At 63.0% G+C, this 16,779-nt stretch carries 14 protein-coding genes; 8 read left to right on the forward strand and 6 right to left on the reverse strand.

Going from position 1 to position 16,779, the window contains the following annotated elements:
• Positions 1-259: 259 nt before the first annotated feature.
• The 8 genes from VGK32_10335 (at position 260) to VGK32_10370 (ending at position 10,368) form a co-directional block, all read left to right on the forward strand.
• Positions 260-1,369 carry a sugar-transfer associated ATP-grasp domain-containing protein gene (locus VGK32_10335; protein HEY3382155.1) on the forward strand — a complete coding sequence of 370 codons (1,110 nt, stop codon included), beginning with the start codon at positions 260-262 and terminating at the stop codon, positions 1,367-1,369.
• Between the two features lie 19 nt (positions 1,370-1,388).
• Positions 1,389-2,417 (forward strand): polysaccharide deacetylase family protein, encoded by a 1,029-nt coding sequence (locus VGK32_10340; GenBank protein ID HEY3382156.1) that lies wholly within the window; start codon positions 1,389-1,391, stop codon positions 2,415-2,417.
• Positions 2,418-2,520: 103 nt separating this feature from the next.
• Positions 2,521-3,744: a CapA family protein gene (locus VGK32_10345; protein HEY3382157.1), complete on the forward strand. Its 1,224-nt coding sequence runs from the start codon at positions 2,521-2,523 to the stop codon at positions 3,742-3,744.
• A gap of 64 nt (positions 3,745-3,808) precedes the next feature.
• On the forward strand, positions 3,809-4,690 hold the full coding sequence (locus VGK32_10350; GenBank protein HEY3382158.1) for a hypothetical protein: 882 nt from the start codon (positions 3,809-3,811) through the stop codon (positions 4,688-4,690).
• A gap of 52 nt (positions 4,691-4,742) precedes the next feature.
• Positions 4,743-5,873: a glycosyltransferase family 4 protein gene (locus VGK32_10355; protein ID HEY3382159.1), complete on the forward strand. Its 1,131-nt coding sequence runs from the start codon at positions 4,743-4,745 to the stop codon at positions 5,871-5,873.
• 3 nt (positions 5,874-5,876) lie between these two features.
• Complete coding sequence (locus tag VGK32_10360; GenBank protein ID HEY3382160.1) at positions 5,877-6,854, forward strand: glycosyltransferase; 978 nt, start codon at positions 5,877-5,879, stop codon at positions 6,852-6,854.
• Positions 6,855-7,083: 229 nt separating this feature from the next.
• Positions 7,084-8,760, forward strand: a complete 1,677-nt coding sequence (locus VGK32_10365; GenBank protein ID HEY3382161.1) for a hypothetical protein — start codon at positions 7,084-7,086, stop codon at positions 8,758-8,760.
• Positions 8,761-8,991: 231 nt separating this feature from the next.
• Positions 8,992-10,368, forward strand: coding sequence for a hypothetical protein (locus tag VGK32_10370; GenBank protein ID HEY3382162.1), 1,377 nt, complete (start codon positions 8,992-8,994; stop codon positions 10,366-10,368).
• Positions 10,369-10,641: 273 nt separating this feature from the next.
• On the opposite strand, the gene VGK32_10375 is transcribed toward VGK32_10370, so the two are convergent.
• From VGK32_10375 to VGK32_10400, 6 genes are all read right to left on the reverse strand, one after another.
• Complete coding sequence (locus VGK32_10375) at positions 10,642-11,106, reverse strand: hypothetical protein (protein HEY3382163.1); 465 nt, start codon at positions 11,104-11,106, stop codon at positions 10,642-10,644.
• A gap of 169 nt (positions 11,107-11,275) precedes the next feature.
• On the reverse strand, positions 11,276-12,406 hold the full coding sequence (locus tag VGK32_10380) for a glycosyltransferase family 2 protein (GenBank protein ID HEY3382164.1): 1,131 nt from the start codon (positions 12,404-12,406) through the stop codon (positions 11,276-11,278).
• Positions 12,406-13,590: a DegT/DnrJ/EryC1/StrS family aminotransferase gene (locus VGK32_10385; protein ID HEY3382165.1), complete on the reverse strand. Its 1,185-nt coding sequence runs from the start codon at positions 13,588-13,590 to the stop codon at positions 12,406-12,408. The genes VGK32_10380 and VGK32_10385 overlap by 1 nt, the downstream gene beginning before the upstream one ends.
• Complete coding sequence (locus VGK32_10390; GenBank protein ID HEY3382166.1) at positions 13,587-14,618, reverse strand: FemAB family XrtA/PEP-CTERM system-associated protein; 1,032 nt, start codon at positions 14,616-14,618, stop codon at positions 13,587-13,589. Before VGK32_10390 ends, VGK32_10385 begins: the two co-directional genes overlap by 4 nt.
• A complete protein-coding gene (xrtW, locus tag VGK32_10395) occupies positions 14,615-16,165 on the reverse strand; it encodes an exosortase W (protein ID HEY3382167.1) in 1,551 nt (516 codons plus the stop codon). The genes VGK32_10390 and xrtW overlap by 4 nt, the downstream gene beginning before the upstream one ends.
• Positions 16,162-16,776, reverse strand: coding sequence for a serine acetyltransferase (locus VGK32_10400; GenBank protein ID HEY3382168.1), 615 nt, complete (start codon positions 16,774-16,776; stop codon positions 16,162-16,164). Before VGK32_10400 ends, xrtW begins: the two co-directional genes overlap by 4 nt.
• Positions 16,777-16,779: the final 3 nt, after the last annotated feature.

The following is a 16,779-nucleotide window of genomic DNA, read 5'->3' on the forward strand; positions in this document are numbered from 1 at the left end:
CACGGGCCGAGCCGCAGCGACGACACGATACCATACACGGTTCAGATCCCGGTACCGCTCAGCGTGCAGGCTTGACAGATCGAGGAGGGCTGCGATAATCGCTGGCACGGGCGCACTTGCAGCGCCACTGATGTTGGCAGCACACGTTCCACTCGCAGTGAGTGCCATGGCCTCGGCGCACGCGAACGGATGCCGCGCCGTGAGGGTTCCCTTGGCGCGTTCACAGCGATGACATGCAGTTCTCGACGATCGGATCTCGATGCTGGCTGAAGCACATCCCGCGGTTCGTCAGTTCTTGAGGTTCTGCGCCCTGCCCTACTGCTACTTTGGCCAGATTGACTGGCGGGAGTGTCGGAAGAGCCGATTCGAGGTTGCTCTCGACCTCCTCCACATCTTCTTCCGCCTTCGCTACTATCCCGACAACTACTGCCCATGTCGACTGTTCGAGAAGCCGAGGGCGGACTGGGTCTACTACTACGGCTCGAGCTACCACCCGTGGGCGCGCCATCAACTGCGCAGGGTGGTGCAGCCGTTCGACTGGCTCGAGTTCTTTGCGGACAAAGCCACACTGGATGCCCACTTCAGGCAGCACGCGATCCCGATGCCTCGGACCTACGCCGTGCTCGACCCGACGGGAGACTATCGCCAACTCGCACGAACTGCGCTGGCGGAGAGCGGCGCCGACCGCCTTATCATGAAACCGGTCTCTGGCGCCGCGGGACGTGGGATCTGTCTGCTGATCGCCCACCCCGAAGAGCCCCAGGTTCAGTCGCGGTCGGCGACGATGCCGCTGCCGGCGTATTCCTTGGGTGAGAGGTACCTCTTGCAGGAAGTGCTCACTCAGCATGAGAGCATTGCCCGTCTGTATCCCCACTCGATCAACACGGTCCGGACGCTCACTCTGCTGACCCGATCCGGTGAACCGATGATCATAAGCGCGGTGATGCGTTTCGGCGTCGGTGGCGCGTTCGTTGACAACTGGAGCGCCGGTGGCGTGGCCGTCGGAGTCGACCCTTCGGAGGGCACGCTGATGCGATGGGCGTACGACAAGCACGGCCGCCGGTTCGCCGCTCATCCCACAACGGGCGTGACGTTCGAAGGCACCCGCGTGCCGTTCTGGGGCGAGGTGATCGACCTTTCCGAACGGGTGCAGGTGACACTGCCGGATTACCGATTGGTGGGGTTGGATGTCGCGATCACTCCGGCAGGTCCGAAGGTGATCGAGGTCAACGGAAACCCCGACCTCGTGTTTCAAGAACAGACGGCGGGCCCGCTGCTGCGCAACCGTCGGGTGCTCGAGGAGTTCGATCGCTACGGGCTTCTCACGAACCGGTATCAGAGAGCCCTGCTCACGCCTGGCGAAAGCTAGAAAGCTCGGCCGAACTGCCATGCCTTGGAACTGGGGGATCCAAGCGAAGAGTGCCTTCGCCGCTGGTCTCTACCACACCCGCGCGCTACGCCTGGCCGACGCCGTGCGGCCGCAAGGTCCCATTGTCCTGGCGTACCATCGCGTGTTGCCAGAGGGACACGAACAGGCCGCGTTCATTCAACCCGGCATGTACGTGACGAGCGCCACGCTCGAGCGCCACATGGGTTACCTCCGCGAGTGGTACAACGTGGTCCCGCTCGACGAGATCTTCACGCAGCGAACGCCGGCTCGCACGTGCGCCGTGACGTTCGATGACGGGTGGGCGGACAACTACGCCTGGGCGTTTCCTGTGCTGGCGACGTACGGGATTCCGGCGACGATCTTCCTGGCCACGAACCTGATTGGCACCACGCAATGGCCATGGCCGGATCGCCTCTGCCTCCACGTGCACACTCTGCCCGTCAGCGACGTCTTGAGCGTAGTCAACGAGGCCTTCCGGAAGATCGGGAGACCCCCAATGCGGCTGGGCGCCGTGTCAACTGACAGGTACGCCGCCGCGGACGCCATGGTAGCCGCTCTAAAACCTCTGCCACCTCCACTCGTAGACGCCGTCCTGGCAAAGCTGACTGGCATGTCGACGGGGGCCGACGCTGGCCTGCGCGGGCAACGGCCGTGGTTGACGTGGGACGAGGTGTCCGAGATGTCCCAGGCGGGGATCGCGTTCGGGTCACATACCCACAACCACCGGATTCTCACTCAGGCGCCCGTCGGCGAAGCGCGCCGCGAGATTGAGGATTCGAGGGACATGCTGGCCGCGAAGATCGGCAAGCGCGTCACGACCTTCTGCTATCCGAATGGCAATTACAATTCGGAACTGATGCACTTGGTCGCCGACTCAGGCTTCCAGATCGCGGTGACAACAGAGCGCGGACGCGTCGACTTGGCCGGAAGCCCGATGGCCGTCAACAGACTGATGATCCACGACGACATGACGAGCACAGTCCCAATGTTCGCGTGTGTCATCACTCGGACGGTACCCTTCTTCTGAGTCCATGTGGCTCCCCCTGATTCCTGGGTACGTGCGGGACATTCCCGCTCGATTGGGATCTGGCGTCAAGGCAGAACGGGTGTGAGAACAGCCGATGGGTATGATGCACGAAGGCGATATTCTAAGCGGCCCTGGGAAACACAAGCCCCTGACCATACTGGCCGCCGGAGACATTTGTCCGGGCGACAAGGCGGTCATGGGATTGGGTGTCCGGTCGAAGACCCAGAGGCACGGCTCGGATTTCCCATTCGAGCACGTCAAGTCGCATCTCGCGCACGGGGATATCGTGCTCGCGAACCTGGAGGGGTACTTATCGTCCGAAGCGTCGTCGGGCGGCCAGAGGGCGCGGACCTTCTGCGGTCGTGAGGATTTTGCGGAAGCGATGGTGCGGGCGGGATTCAACGTCGTATCGGTGGCCAACAATCACGTCCTCGAGCATGGAGAAGCGGCGTTTGTCGAGTCGGTCCGGATCCTCAAGAGGGCCGGCCTCAGGGTGTGCGGACTGAGGAGCAGGCTCGACAAGTACTACTCGGAGCCCGTATTCTTCGACGCCCAAGGGATTCGGACCGCTCTGGTGGGCTACAACTGGATCAGCGTTGACAGACTGGGGAACGCGGACGAGCACATTGCGCAGTCGCTCGATTCCGCCGTCAACTACTCCTGGCACCGCGAGCACCCGGTAACAGCGATCGAGCGAGCGAACGCCAACGTCATACGGGACCTTCGGACGCTGAAGAAGGAGGCGGACGTCGTGGCCCTCGTCGCCCATTGGGGCTACGAGTTCGTGACGGTTCCGCCGTACGGGGTCACCCGTGAGGCACGGACCTTCGTGGATGCCGGAGCGGATTTGATCATCGGGATCCACCCACATGTCATCCAGGGTGCCGAGTCGTACAAGAATGGTCTGATCCTGTACAGCTTGGGCAACTTCGTCTTCGACATGCGGCGGCGATTGACTCGCTACTCGATGATCGCTGAGATCCACGTAGACGAGGCCAAGAAGACGGACGTGAAGTTCACCCCGTTCTTCATCAATCGGTCGTTCCAGCCCTCACCCGCGTCGGAGAAAGACGCCGCGAAGGTCCGGGCGATTATCGCCAACTCGGAGTTGAGGCTCGCGTCGCCAGTCAAAGAGCAAGTCCTTTGCGACGACGTTCTGTACCGGCTCCACGAAGACCGATACAACCGTGGGAAGGCTCTGGCAATTCTCGATCACCTGGCGGGCGCCGCGAGAAGACCAGCCGTGGTCCTGACGATACTGAGAAAGCTGTGGGCAGCGGCGGGCGTCTTGGTGAACCGCTTGCGAGGCCGCCGGGTGCGGTGGTGAAGAAGACAGCGCCGCTCGCCGTGACAAACGGCTACGGCCGGATGGACTCCGTCGGGGACCCAGTATGACGAGTGCTCATGACTTGCAGGGAAGACGGCGGGCGGCCCGGGTCGCGCTGTGGGGTTTCGGGCTTGCGTTGCTTTCGCTGGCCAGCGTGGCGGTCGGGATGATCCAGGGGTTCCGCATCTCGTTGATTCCTGCGTACCAGCAGACCGCCTATCAGAAGTACGTCGTGAAGGGTAGCTACTACCTGGATCGTCGTGAGAGCATCGACAGCCTGCCTGAGGACTTTGGCCGGCTCTGGCTCCCGATGATCAGAGAGTGGACCAGACACAACACGATAGGCGTCTACGTTGGCAACGGGATCAACGCAACGCCGTTCTTTCCCAATCAACTCGAGAGCCTCGGCTTCCGCGTTGTGCGCTTTGGCGACGACGATACCGGCGCAATTCGTGAATGCCGCCTCATCATCTTTCCGGGCGGTCACTACGACGTCGGCAACATCCCGCAGGAGACGCGACGAACCCTTGGACGGTTTGTCGAGGGTGGCGGAGGGTTTATCGGCATCTGCCTCGGTTTGGTCGCGGCCAAAGAGATTGGACTTGTGGAGGGCGAGTTGGTGGAGTGGCCCGTGACGGGCCTTATCTCCGGCAGAATCGTCGACCACACCGTATTCAAGCACGCGCCGGTCTCGACGGATGTCACTTTCCTCCACATGAACGGGCGTCTGCTTACGGGTGCCATCGCATTGAAACCACTGGTGATGCTCGGAGACGAGGTGCTCGCTGGTGCGCGCGAGTTTGGGAAAGGCAAAGTAGTTCTATTCAGCAGCCATCCGGAGGGGGGGAAGATAGAGTACGGTAACGACTACGTTATCGCGGAAGGTACCTCGCTTCACACGATGGACCTCCTGTTGGATGCCATTTTCTATGTCTCCGGCCAGTAGAACGCGCTCAGCGGCGGCTCTTTCTCGCGCCGGTGCAATCAGAGTACTCCACGTGATCTCCGGAGACATCTGGGCTGGCGCCGAGGCGCAGGTCTACCAGACCCTCCGCGCCCTGACAGCCCTGGAGACCGTTCAACTCTCATGTGTGCTCTTCAACGATGGATTGCTTGCCGAAAACCTGCTCGCGGTAGGTATCCCGCCCGTACTGCTCGACGAGCAACAGGTAGGAGCGGTCGAACTGATTGCCGGACTCCGGAAGGTCGTTGCGCGGTGCCAGCCGAACATCGTCCATGTCCATGCCGTGAAGGAGCACGTGACGAGCGTGCTGGCGTGTAGACACGGAAGGGGCGCCCCCGCGATCGTCCGGACGGTGCACGGGTCCCGCTCCGTGCCGATGGGGCTTGGGTTCGGGAAGCGGCTGCGATCATCCATAGTCGTACAGATCGACAATTTCTCCATTCGCCACCTCAGCGACGGTCTGGTGGCTGTGTCCGCGGACTTGGCGAGCCAACTGGCGCGAATGAACCCCAGGGGTGTGGTTCGGCAGATTCACAATGGGGTGGACGTCGATGGGACGAGTACTTCGCCTCGAGACGCCGGGCGACGCCGAAGGTCCGGCGCCGAAGGGAAGTTCTGGATTGGTACGGCGGCCAGATTGGCTGAGCCGAAGAACCTGCCGATGCTAATCAGGGCAGCGGCTCGTCTCAAGGCCTCCCGTGCACCGTTCGTGATTTCGGTATTCGGCGAGGGGCCGCTCAGGCAGCGTCTGGTCGAGCTGATCGGGGCATGCGACGTCGCAGATGTCGTCCGATTGGAAGGGTTCGAGCCCGACATCGGGTCGATCCTCCGTTCACTCGACGCGTTTGTCCTCTCGTCCTTTCATGAGGGAATGCCGATGGCGTTGCTCGAAGCGATGAGCGCATCCGTGCCCGTAGTGTGCACGGCCGTGGGAGGCATCCCCGAGGTCGTGACGGGCGGCGAGAATGGTCTGCTCGTGCCTTCTGATGACGATCGAGCCCTTGCTCAAGCCTTGATGGAGCTGATGGCCAATCAGGAGATGGCACGACGGCTAGGGACCCGCGCACGGGCCAGCATCTCGAGCGGGTTCTCGGTCGAGGCGCGCACTCGGGAACTGATAGCGCTCTACTCGGACCTGAAGCCGATGGCGGGTGGGAGGGAGTAAGGCGTGCAGAAGCGGTTGTTCATCGCCTGGGAGACACAGCGACGCTCTGGCGAGTTGGCGCGGCAGCTCCGCTGCGAGTTCCATGTCCTGGACGAGCGAGCGTGGCAGAGATACCCCAGATCCATCTGGGCGACGCTCAACCTCCTGAGACAGAGCAACCCGGACGTCCTGATCGTCCAGAATCCGTCCATGGTGCTGGCGGCCGTCGCTTGTGTCGTCAAGGTGCTCACGGGGCTTCCTGTCGTCGTTGATCGCCACACAACGTTTCTTCTGGATCGAAGATACCCGAACACACCGGCCATGCTGGTCTTTCGGTTGCTTCACAAGTTCACGATTCGGCTTGCGGACATCACGATAGTCACGAACGAATTCCTGGCGGGTCTGGTACGCGACGCGGGCGGGCGGCCTGTCGTATTGCCCGACAGGCTGCCGGAATTCCAACATCCGGGGTCAATGACGCTGGATGGGACTCGAAACGTCCTTCTGATCGCTTCGCATGGCATCGACGAGCCCATCGAGGAGGCGGTCAATGCGATGAGGAGTCTCACCCAAGCAGGGGTACGCCTGTACATCACCGGGAAGTCCTCCTCCGTGCGTGCCGCGCTGAGACGCACGGCACCTCCGAACGTCGTTTTCACCGGGTTTCTCAGCGAGGAAGATTTCATCGGGATGCTCCACTCGGTCGACGCGGTCGTGGTGTTGACGACCGCCGAGGCGTGCATGTTGTGCGGTTGCTACGAGGCGGTCGCGGCCGGAGCGCCACTGGTAACGTCCAACAAGAAGGCTCTCCGCGACTATTTCACTGAGGCCATCTTCGTGGACAATACTCCGGAGGGAATCGCCGCCGGTATAGGCGAAGCCCTGGCGAACGGCTCGCACTACCGGGAGCGGATAGGGCTCCTCAGGGACCGCTTGACGCGGGAGTGGAGCGGGCAGTATTCCCACCTCGAGTGCGCGGTGTCGGGATTGCGACGCAGTTAGTCGCCGGACCGCATCAGGCGCCGGCTCCGTTCTTGTCATTGGCGATCGAAAAGTGTAACTGACCGCTGGCGATTCCAAGCGACGGGCGTTTCTACAGGCCAAACCCTGGCGGCATTCGACTTGCAGCCCCTTCTTCAGTCTGACCAGGACCCCGTGCACCGTTCGCCGGGTGTCAGGGTCAGGAACTGGCCGGCGCGACAGCGACCTCTGGCAGCGGTAGGGAGCGGACATGAGAGCAAGAGCAAAGTATCTGGTGTATGCGATCGCATTCCTTTCGCTCTCGGCTGCGGCTTCAGCCGACGTCTTCATTGCGACCGACGGCGACGACACGAGCGGCAACGGGACGCTGGCACAGCCCTATGCCACACTACAGAAGGGCATCGCCGCCCTTAAGTCCCAGGGACCCGGAAATACGCTGTACCTGCGCGGCGGCGTCTACCGCACGCTGCCGCTCGGCGCGTTTATGCGCGATGGTAGCTACCAAGGCCGCGGCGTCCCGTTCTGGACGCTGAACAACGCCAGCTCATGGGACAAGGCCTACACGATACGTTCCTATCCGGGCGAGTGGGCGGTCATCGACGCAGCGGCCTATGCCGGCGAACAGGTGGTGTTCCCGCTCTACGGCGGGTCCGCGAATGGCGCCGTCGGGTATGTTGAGATCTCCTATCTTGAAATTCGTAACGTCTCGGCCACAGTGTACGGTGCGGGGATTTGTACTCGTGGAGGGCCGTACAAGTTCCACCATCTGAACATCCACGACTGCAACACGTTGACGAGTAGTAACAATCCCGGAGGGTTGCTGCTGGAGAACGGGACCGGCGACACGACCATTGAGTACTGCCATTTCAAGTCGAACGCCCATCTGGGCGGGACGGCGAACTCCGCGCAGATCGTGATCATGTCGGACTACAAGCAGACTGCGCCGCCCACTACCTTGCATAGCGCGACAACGGGGTTCTCAACATCCCGCCACAATAACCAGATCCGCTACAATTTCTTTGATGGTGGAGATGGTGCCTTGAAGACGCCAAGTGCGATTCACTTCAAGGCGGTGCAGTACTTGGCGTCCAATACGAAGAGTGGCCAGCCTGTGGACACGAGTGGTTGGTCAGATCAAGGAGACGATGTCCACCACAACATCATCATCAATCACTCGCGTTCCGGCGTCGGGCAGATGAGCACCGACTTCGGCCAGGTCCATCACAACGTCATCGTGATGCCATCCGGCGTGACTGAGGCGGGGATCGAAATTGGCGAACCATTCGTGGGGGCGAGCGGGCTTCGCGGCCCGTGGCGCGCGGTCGTCTACAACAATACGGTCATCGGTGGTGGCCCTGGCATCTACTTTGAGGACAAGTCGAACCAAGATACGGTCTGTCATGCGCAGTGGTGGGCGTACAACAACATTCTCGATGCGCCGACCGACAGCGATGGCCGCCAGGATCTCTCATTCAACCGCGATTACTCGGTCCTCGGGGCGACCTGGGACATCAATACGCTGCTCCGGGTACATGGGAACTACTTCTATCGCCCCGCCAATGCCAGCCTGAGTCGCATTCGCTTGACGGACTACACGTTGGCTCAGATCAATGCTGCCGCGTGGGGCGGGAGAGATTTCAGCAACGCCTACGATGCCCGGGATCTGCTCTACGCTGGAACGAGCGGGACCGACCAGTACAAGGCGCGCGGAGGACATGTCCTGAGCGGTAGCACCACGATTGCGAACGGCGGCATCGGTGGTCCGCACCCCTACCTGCCGGGCGTGACCATCCCGTCCTACGTTGGCGCAACCGACCCGTCGGACAGCGCGTGGCTGGACACTGTGGTGTCCTTGCCCACGTCGCTGCCCACGATGGGGAGGAGTATACCGGCCCCAGCTGCGCCCACAGGAGTGCGGATCAAGTAGGCAGCGCCGCGTTGTCGAGACCTCTCACCACTGAAAGACGATGCGGTCGATACCCGGGGTGTTGGCCGCGTCTTTCCTTCCTTCGAGCGGCATAAGAATCTCGGCCTCGTCGCATGCCCCCCACGCCGAGGCCGCGCAACCCCTGCACCAGAAGATGACACTTCGGTGGCGCTGACTTGCGTCGCCGCTGCGGCTTGGTATAGAAAGGCGTCGGACACGGAGTCAGAAGACATGAACACTTGGATTGCCCGCAACCTGGTGTACTTTCCGGTGCAGCGTGTGAGGGGACAGGATCCACGACCCCACCTGCGGGAGGCGATCCGCGCGCAGTACCTGTGCCCTGACGAACTCGCGGCTCTTCGAGACGAGAAGGTACGCCGGCTCGTGGCGTACGCTTCCGAGGCTGTTCCCTACTATCGCGAGCTGTTCGGTCGCTGCGGTATTCGCGCGGACCGCATTCGAGACTGCCGAGCCCTGACTGGCGTCCCGGTCCTGACGAAGAGCGTCATCCTTGAGAATGAAGGGAGACTCCTGGCGGCACCGTTTCGTAGCCGCGTGTTCCCGAGGAAAACGGGCGGGTCCACGGGGATGACACTGCATTTTACGAAGGACGGGAGCGCCCTCGCTGCCAACGACGCCGTGATGTACCGCTGCTACGCCTGGTACGGGATTGGGATCGGAGACCGCCAAGCGAGGTTCTGGGGCGTACCGGTCACCGCGGCACCGCGGTGGCGAGAGAAAGTGAAGGATGCCATCGGGAATCGAATCCGAATCTCCGCGTTCGACATCTCGGATTCAAGCTGCCGAACGACCTACCGGCGGATGCTGCGGTTCGCACCGGACTACATCTACGGCTACACGACGGCGATCTACGGGTTCTCCCTGACGGCAAAGAGGCTGGGATTCAATCTCGCCGCGCTTCCGCTCAAGGCAGTCATCTGCACGGCCGAGAAGATGTACCCGCACCACCGCACTCTGCTGGAGGATTCGTTCTCATGCCCGGTCGTGGATGAATACGGGTCGAGCGAGAACGGGGTCATCGCTTTCCAGTGTGCCCGTGGAAGAATGCACATGATGAGCGACCACCTGGTGATCGAGTTCCTGGGGCGAGACGGAAAGCCGGTCGGGCCGGGAGAATTGGGGACGATTGTGATCACCGACCTCTCGGGTTATGCAATGCCACTCATCAGATACGAGATCGGTGATATGGGGCGGTACTCGGACGAGTCCTGCGGATGCGGGGTGAGCCTACCCATCATGGAGATCGTCGAAGGCCGCGTCGAGGACTTCATTCGCACGGAATCGGGGACGTTGATTCACGCCGCGTACCTCTGCTACACCCTGAAGGATGACGCGATCCGGGAGTTCAAGATGCGCCAGAAGGCGCTTAACTCCTTCGTGATCCAGATCGTCCGTTCCCCCTCGTTCTCGGAGGGAACGGAAGCGCGTGTGGAGCGAAACGTTCGTTCCGCCCTCGGTCAGGCGGTCGATATCAAGTTCGACTACGTCGATAGGATCGAGCGGGAGGCTTCTGGAAAGCTCAGGTATTTCGTGTCGGAGACGAACGAATTGCCAGGCCCGCGGGGTTTCTCCGACAAGCCCGCATGAGCGTGTCCGGGCGGGCCGCTTGCTCGAGGCCAGCTTGAGCCTCTCTTCAGCCTCGCTCCGGCATCTTCAGCAGGCGCTCGAGCACTGAATTAGACCCTATCGAACCGACCGACCGACCGACCGGAGTGGGAGACGAGTCCCCCGCTCACGGGACAGGTTCCAATTCCGGTCGCAGCACATGGAAGACCCTGTTGGGGGAGCCTTGTGCCTGCACGAAGCGATAGCCCAAGCAGCGCAACTCGCGTTCGACGTTGGAGGCATCTCGTTCGGTGATCAGCGTCGGTTCGTCCTTCGCGAGGAGATGTCGCAGGCCCTTGAGCGCAGACAGTTCATGCCAACGTCCAGCTCGACCAGCGCTATGGTGCGTGGCTGGTCGAGCGAGTTTACGGGAATCGACAGGGCGGAGATTTCGCCGTCTGCGTCTGACGATATACTCCCGGCGCAGTTGTTGTTGAGTCCTGACCTGGGTTTGGGCAGAGTCATCCTGACGATTCTTGTCGCATCCGAGGCGGCTACATTCACGAGCGTGACGTTCTTGTACCGGAATCTAGCTGTGTTCGCGGTGAGCAGTCCGAATGTATCAGGCACCGGTTCGAGCGCGATCACCCTGCCTCTCGGGCCGATGACCTCGGAGAGTCCGAACGTGGGGTGGCAGACGTTGACGCCGATGTTCAGTTCCCAGTCTCCGGGCTTGACCCAGTCCGCGAAGTGGAAGTGCTCGGGTTCTTCGGAGGCCAACGCTCCCCGACCAATCTCTCGCCTTACGTAGAGTCATCTGAGAGCTGCCAGCGGAGCGGAAGCGTGCTGGCCATCCACTTCAGTGCGTATCGCATCGCCTATCCCTCCCAGTGCCACCTCGTTCCGCGATCTCGGTGCCTCAAGGCTACCGTGGGCGCTCTGCCGTGGCCTAGTTCCTTCGCGAGGGTTGCCATGTTACCGCTCGCCTGCCCCGCAACAAGTCGATCCAGGCACCAAGGATCGACAGGTTCACCAGGACGAAAAACGGAAGCACCTTCCAGAGCCCGGTCACCCGTGCGCTCGTCGAGATCACGTATGCGGATGCGGCGTAGCAGAAGATCTGTGCCGCCGCGAACGCCGCGAAGAGACTCGAGCCCGGCGCGAGAATGACACTGCTCACCAGTGCGCCGATGAGCGCGAACGGCACCAGCCACCTACACAACTTGTGGCTCAAAACCTGCCACGCCGCGAGGCCGTGGTGTAGGGGGTTCAGCAGTTGCAGATTACGCTGGAGACTCCTCAGGCCCCGCGTCACCGTCCGCACTTTGCGCTGGTACTCAGCGGCCGGGCTCGAGAGGTCGCGATAGATCCCCACGGCCGTGGCGTCCGACACGCCCCGCAGGCCCCGCTTAATCGTGTTGAGCAGCGTGTTGAAGTCGCTGGGCAGGTCGACCGGCCAGGGGTCACACACCTCCCGCCGGGCGGCGAAGAAGGAGCCGCTCAAGCCTACAACCGACCCGATTCGCGATTCGAGGCTTCGCAGGAACATCTCGTAGCGCACATACGCACCCTCACCGGACGGGAGCCCATCAGCGTCGATCACACGATCCACGCTGCTCGCGCAGCCGACGCCAGGATCGGCGAAGTTCTGGACGATCCGTCGGACGCCCTCCGGTTCCAACTGCGTGGCCGCATCGGAGAACACGAGGATCTCGCCTCTCGCTGAACGTATTGCCTGGAACTGTGCGAATTCCTTCCCCTTGCGTTCGAGTGACACGACCGTCCTCACGCCGCGCGGCTCGTACTCCCGCACGATCTCGTTCGTGCCATCGTCGGAGGCGTCGGAGGCAATGATGATCTCGAGGAGTTCGGTCGGATAGTCGAGACCCAGCGTGTTCTCGATCTTCGCGCGGATGCGCGATACCTCGTTGCGGGCGGCGACGATGAACGAAACCGACGGCGTCATCGGTGCCCGCCGGACAGGGCGCCCGAGCGAGCGGGCCAGCACGAAGAGCAGTGCTGGGTATCCAAAGTACGCGTAGAACACGAAGCCCACGCTGGACCAAAACAGGAATGTCATCAGTATCTCAACACGTCTGGCCTCGACAGAAGGCGCGCCATCGATTGCAGATCCGCATCAGAAACGAGTGGATGCACGGGCAGCGTGAGCAGCCGCTCTGCGACGGACTCGGCGACCGGATAGCGCGTTCGCCCCAGAGAGTCCCTCAGTTCGGGGATCTGGCTGACGGCGCCCGGGTACATCGGGCTGATCCCGAGTTCCGCCCCTACTCCTTTTCGGCACAACCCGTCCCGCTCCTCCCGTGATCTGCACACGACCGGAAGCCGCAGGCACACCTGAACCGCCACGCGCGGGCAGGAGACCAGGGGCACCAGCGCCGACACCGCCCGCGCACGCGCTTTGTTCATCCTGGCGATGCGATCCGGCCACCGCCGGAGAAGGCCCGCCTGGCCGCCTCCCAGACGGCCAATTGGAAAGGCCGTCGAATACGTGGTTTCACCGAGGCCGAGACACGGCAGGCGGGCGGGGAGACCGTACACGGACGGGTGTAGCAGCAGTGAGGTCACCGCGACTTCGGCCAATAGCCGGAGCCCCTTCAGCGCAGACTGCGGGCGTAACTGGGAGTACTTCCTCTCGATGGCATCGGCGATGTCTGGCCGATCGCAGACGATCGCGCCGCCTCCACCCGTGCTCAGCGTCTTGCCGCGTCCGAAGCTGAAGAAGCTGACGTCGCCGAGCGTGCCGAACCAACGTTCGCTGCACTTGAAGCCAAAGGCCTGCGCCGCGTCTTCGACGACGACGACGCAGTGGCTTTCGCAGAGTCGCCGGGTTCGCTCCACATCGGCGGGCACTCCGAAGAGGTGCGTGGCCACGACGCACAGGACCGGCCCCTCCTTCAGTCTCGCCTCCAGATCCTGAAACGCGAAGTCCAACGTGGTGGCGTCGATGTCGCACGGGACCACGTCCAGGCCGGCCCTGACGATGGCCGCGGGCACCGAGTAGCACGTGTACGCCGGAATGACCACACGGGTGCGGTCGGACCTGGAGGCCAGCGCTTGGAGGATGAGCGTCAACGCGGCGCGGCCGCTCGAGACGAGCCAGGCGTGCTCGACGCCCAGGGTGGCGCGCAGCTCAGCGACCGTCGCCGCCAGTGCCCGCTGCGGCCGGACCAGTCCTGCAATTCCACGGCCGATGTCCGTGAGGGTGACGGGCGCCGCGACCGGGGGAAGCCAGCGGAGTGTCACGGCAGACCCTTCACGATGGGCGGACCGATGATCTTCGTCACGGCCACCGGGAGATGCTGCCAGGCCCGGATCGCCAGCCGCATCCTTGGGTTTTTCGGCGAGAGGTCTGGCAGTGGACGCCCCTCCGGAGTCCAGTAGTGCCAATAGAGCGGCACCGGCTCGGCCCCCCACTGCGCCTTGAACCTGAAGGTGCCGCTGTCAGGGCTCGACCGTCCGAAGTCGAAGACCTTGTAGCCGCGCTCGCACGCGAACTTCAGGACGTTCCAGTAGAGGAGCATGTTCGGGCTGAATCGGTTGAACCGTCGAAGCGACGACGCCCAGGGAATCTCGAGCATGTCCTGAAAGCCCACCAGGAACCCGGCGGCCACCGGTTGCCGGCCGAGATGGACGCTGCAGATCCAAGAGGAGCCGGGCAACTCGCGGAGGATCGTCTCGAAGAACCGCTTCGCGTACACCGGCGTGCCGAGGTCGCGCATGTTCTCGGCGAACACCTCGTAGAAGGCCGACACGTGCGCCGCATCGCGTCCAATCGTGACAATGGGCAATTCCAGCTCCGACCGCCTGATCTGGCTGCGCAACTTGGCCGGGAACCGCTTCGACAGCGCATCGGCCGACTCCGGCAGCGGCAACCGCATCGATACCTTGGTGCTCCGCACCTTGAGTCCCAGGTCGGTGGGCGTTTCGGTCCGCACCTCGAGGTGTTGGACTCCCAGCCGGGCTGCCGTCCGGGCAGCCGCGTCGATCAGCTGACGTGCGACACCTGAGTTGCCACTGCACGGCCCACCGTAATTCAGGTACGGTACCGAGACAAGGTAGTCTCCGAACAGCCAGCTCCGAAGGCGAACGACCGGTAAGACACCATCGATCTGCCCACCGGCGTCTTCGGACAAGAGGTAGCAGGCCTCTCGGCCAAACGCGTGTTCAACCACGCGTTTCCAGGCTAGAAGGTGGCACGATCGCGCCCCGGCCTGCCTGGCGACGAAGTCGTCCCAAGCCGCTTCGTCGCCGGCTCTCCATTCGCGGATCATCGCGGTCTGGCTCCGGCTCCAACGAAGTCGCGCGCCGCAGGCAGCAACTGCGACGCGAACGATTGCAGGAGCGCGCGGGCCTTGTCGGGGGGAGGAACCAGCGGGCCGTCGAGCGTCAGGGCGACGACCGCGCCGTTCGAGCGGCGATGGAACACCGAGTTCCACAGCGTGACGAGCTTCGCTCGGTACACGTCCCCCACGACGGTTCCGCCCAGGTCGTACCACCCGATAACGTACCGTTGGCCGCCCGTTGGGGAGGTCTCTTCATAGCCGCTGGCGTGCACGCCGCCACCATCGGCGGTCTGCAGCACGACCCGGCGGGCAGAATCCGGCAGCGCGATCCCACCGAATCCCATGATCTTGCGACGCTCCTGCTGGACGGCGAAGTACGCAATGTACACCAGGATACGCCGCCCGGGCGCGCGGTACTCTCGGCAAAACTCGACGTCGGGCCTGGCCGCGCGAATCGGAGCGGCGTTCAGATCTGCCTCGCCCAACCGCCACTCGCCGATCGCCTCCGGCCACCAACGGGCGTCAGCCAGCGCCACGGGCCGGGGATCGGCGTAGGGCACGAGGATCGCGGCAACTGAGAGCAGGCCGATGCCGAGGACAACGGGTGTCCAGCGAGGTGCTGCCGCGGCCACGGCGGGCAACCTCGTCACCCCTACATCCGGTGCGGGAGCATCCGGCTCACGCATGAGTCTGGCACCCACGAAGAGAGCGACGTACCCGGCCACGGCCACGAACATGCCCTGTAGGGTGTGATAGGGGCCATGCAGGTCCTCCGGGCCGGAGAGCTGGTAGTACTGGAGTGCGCCGATGAACGCGACGCGCGCGCCGTTGCTCAGGATCGCCACGACGACAGCGAAGGAGATGACGGCGACACGGCGGGTCATGCGAGACAGCGAGAGGTACGAGTAAGGAATCGCGATTGCCACAACGGATATGAGATAGTTGACGCCGCTGCAGGCTCTGGCTACCTCGAGGGTGATGTTCGGCAATTGCAGTACCTTATCGTTGAGGTAGGCGGGGACGCCCATCGCGCCCATCAACGCCAGGCCGATTCGCGCCGAGATTTGCTGGAAGGGCTCGTGGAGACGGTCTGTGAAGATGTCCCACACTGGCACCGCGAGCGTCAGGTAGAGCAGCGGGAGCAGAACCGTCCGAAGCGCCCTTCGCCCGGCAGAGAGCGCGATGAGGCCGCCGAGCGCAGGGACGATCGACAGCGGCTGCAGGACGGCGAAGCTGCCAGCCTGGCCGACGAGCAGAGCTGAGAGGCTCAGGGCCAGCATCGGCAGGCCGAGCAGGTAATCCGGCGCACCCACGGACGCCACGACGCGTTTTCGCTCCATCCAGACGATATACACGGAGATGAACGGAATCAGGAACCCGTACGAATAGAAGTCGTCCGTGTACCATCTACTCACGAGAATCCGAATCGCGCCACCATAGGCTGCAGAGAACGCGACGGCTGTCGCGAGGAGGCCCGCCGCGACGCGCAGGGGCAAAGGCCGCCAGGGGTTCTGGGTCACGACAACGGAGGTCATTTCTGGTTCTCCACCGCCTGACGGGACTTCCCGAAGATCTGCGCGCTATTGTCGTAGCCTCGCGACAGGATCTGCACGGGGTTTCCGATGGCCAGCGTCCGCGAGGGCAGGTTGCGGCCTACGAGGGTGAGAGGGCCGATTGTCACTCCCTCACCGATCCTGATGCCGCCAAATACCACCGCTCCGGTGCCGATCCAGACGCGGTCGCCGATCTTCGGCCTTCCGGAGCCGACGCCATCTGTTCGAACCCCAATCGTCACGTTGTGAGCCACGCAGCAGTCTCGGCCCATGACGATCGGTCCGATGACGATCCCTCCCTGATGGCCGAGGTACAGGCCGCCGGCGATCTCCGCGCGGGCGTCTATCGTGATTCCCCACATAATCACGGTGATCTTGTCGAGGACGAAATGGAGCAGGCCGAGCGGCTTGCTGACAATCCTTGGCAGGCTCAGACGGCGCTCGTGGAGATAGGAGCCGAAGCGGAAGACCGCGATGGCCTGGAGGGACGGAGCGTCGGCCACGACCCGCAGTCGCTTGAGGAACCCTGGCAACGGATCGCCGGCGTCGATCACGCAGTAGTGGGCGAAGTCAGCGCGGAGTCGATCGAACATGGA

The sequence above is a fragment of the Vicinamibacterales bacterium genome, assembly GCA_036504215.1.
In the GTDB taxonomy this organism is placed as follows: Bacteria; Acidobacteriota; Vicinamibacteria; order Vicinamibacterales; family Fen-181; genus FEN-299.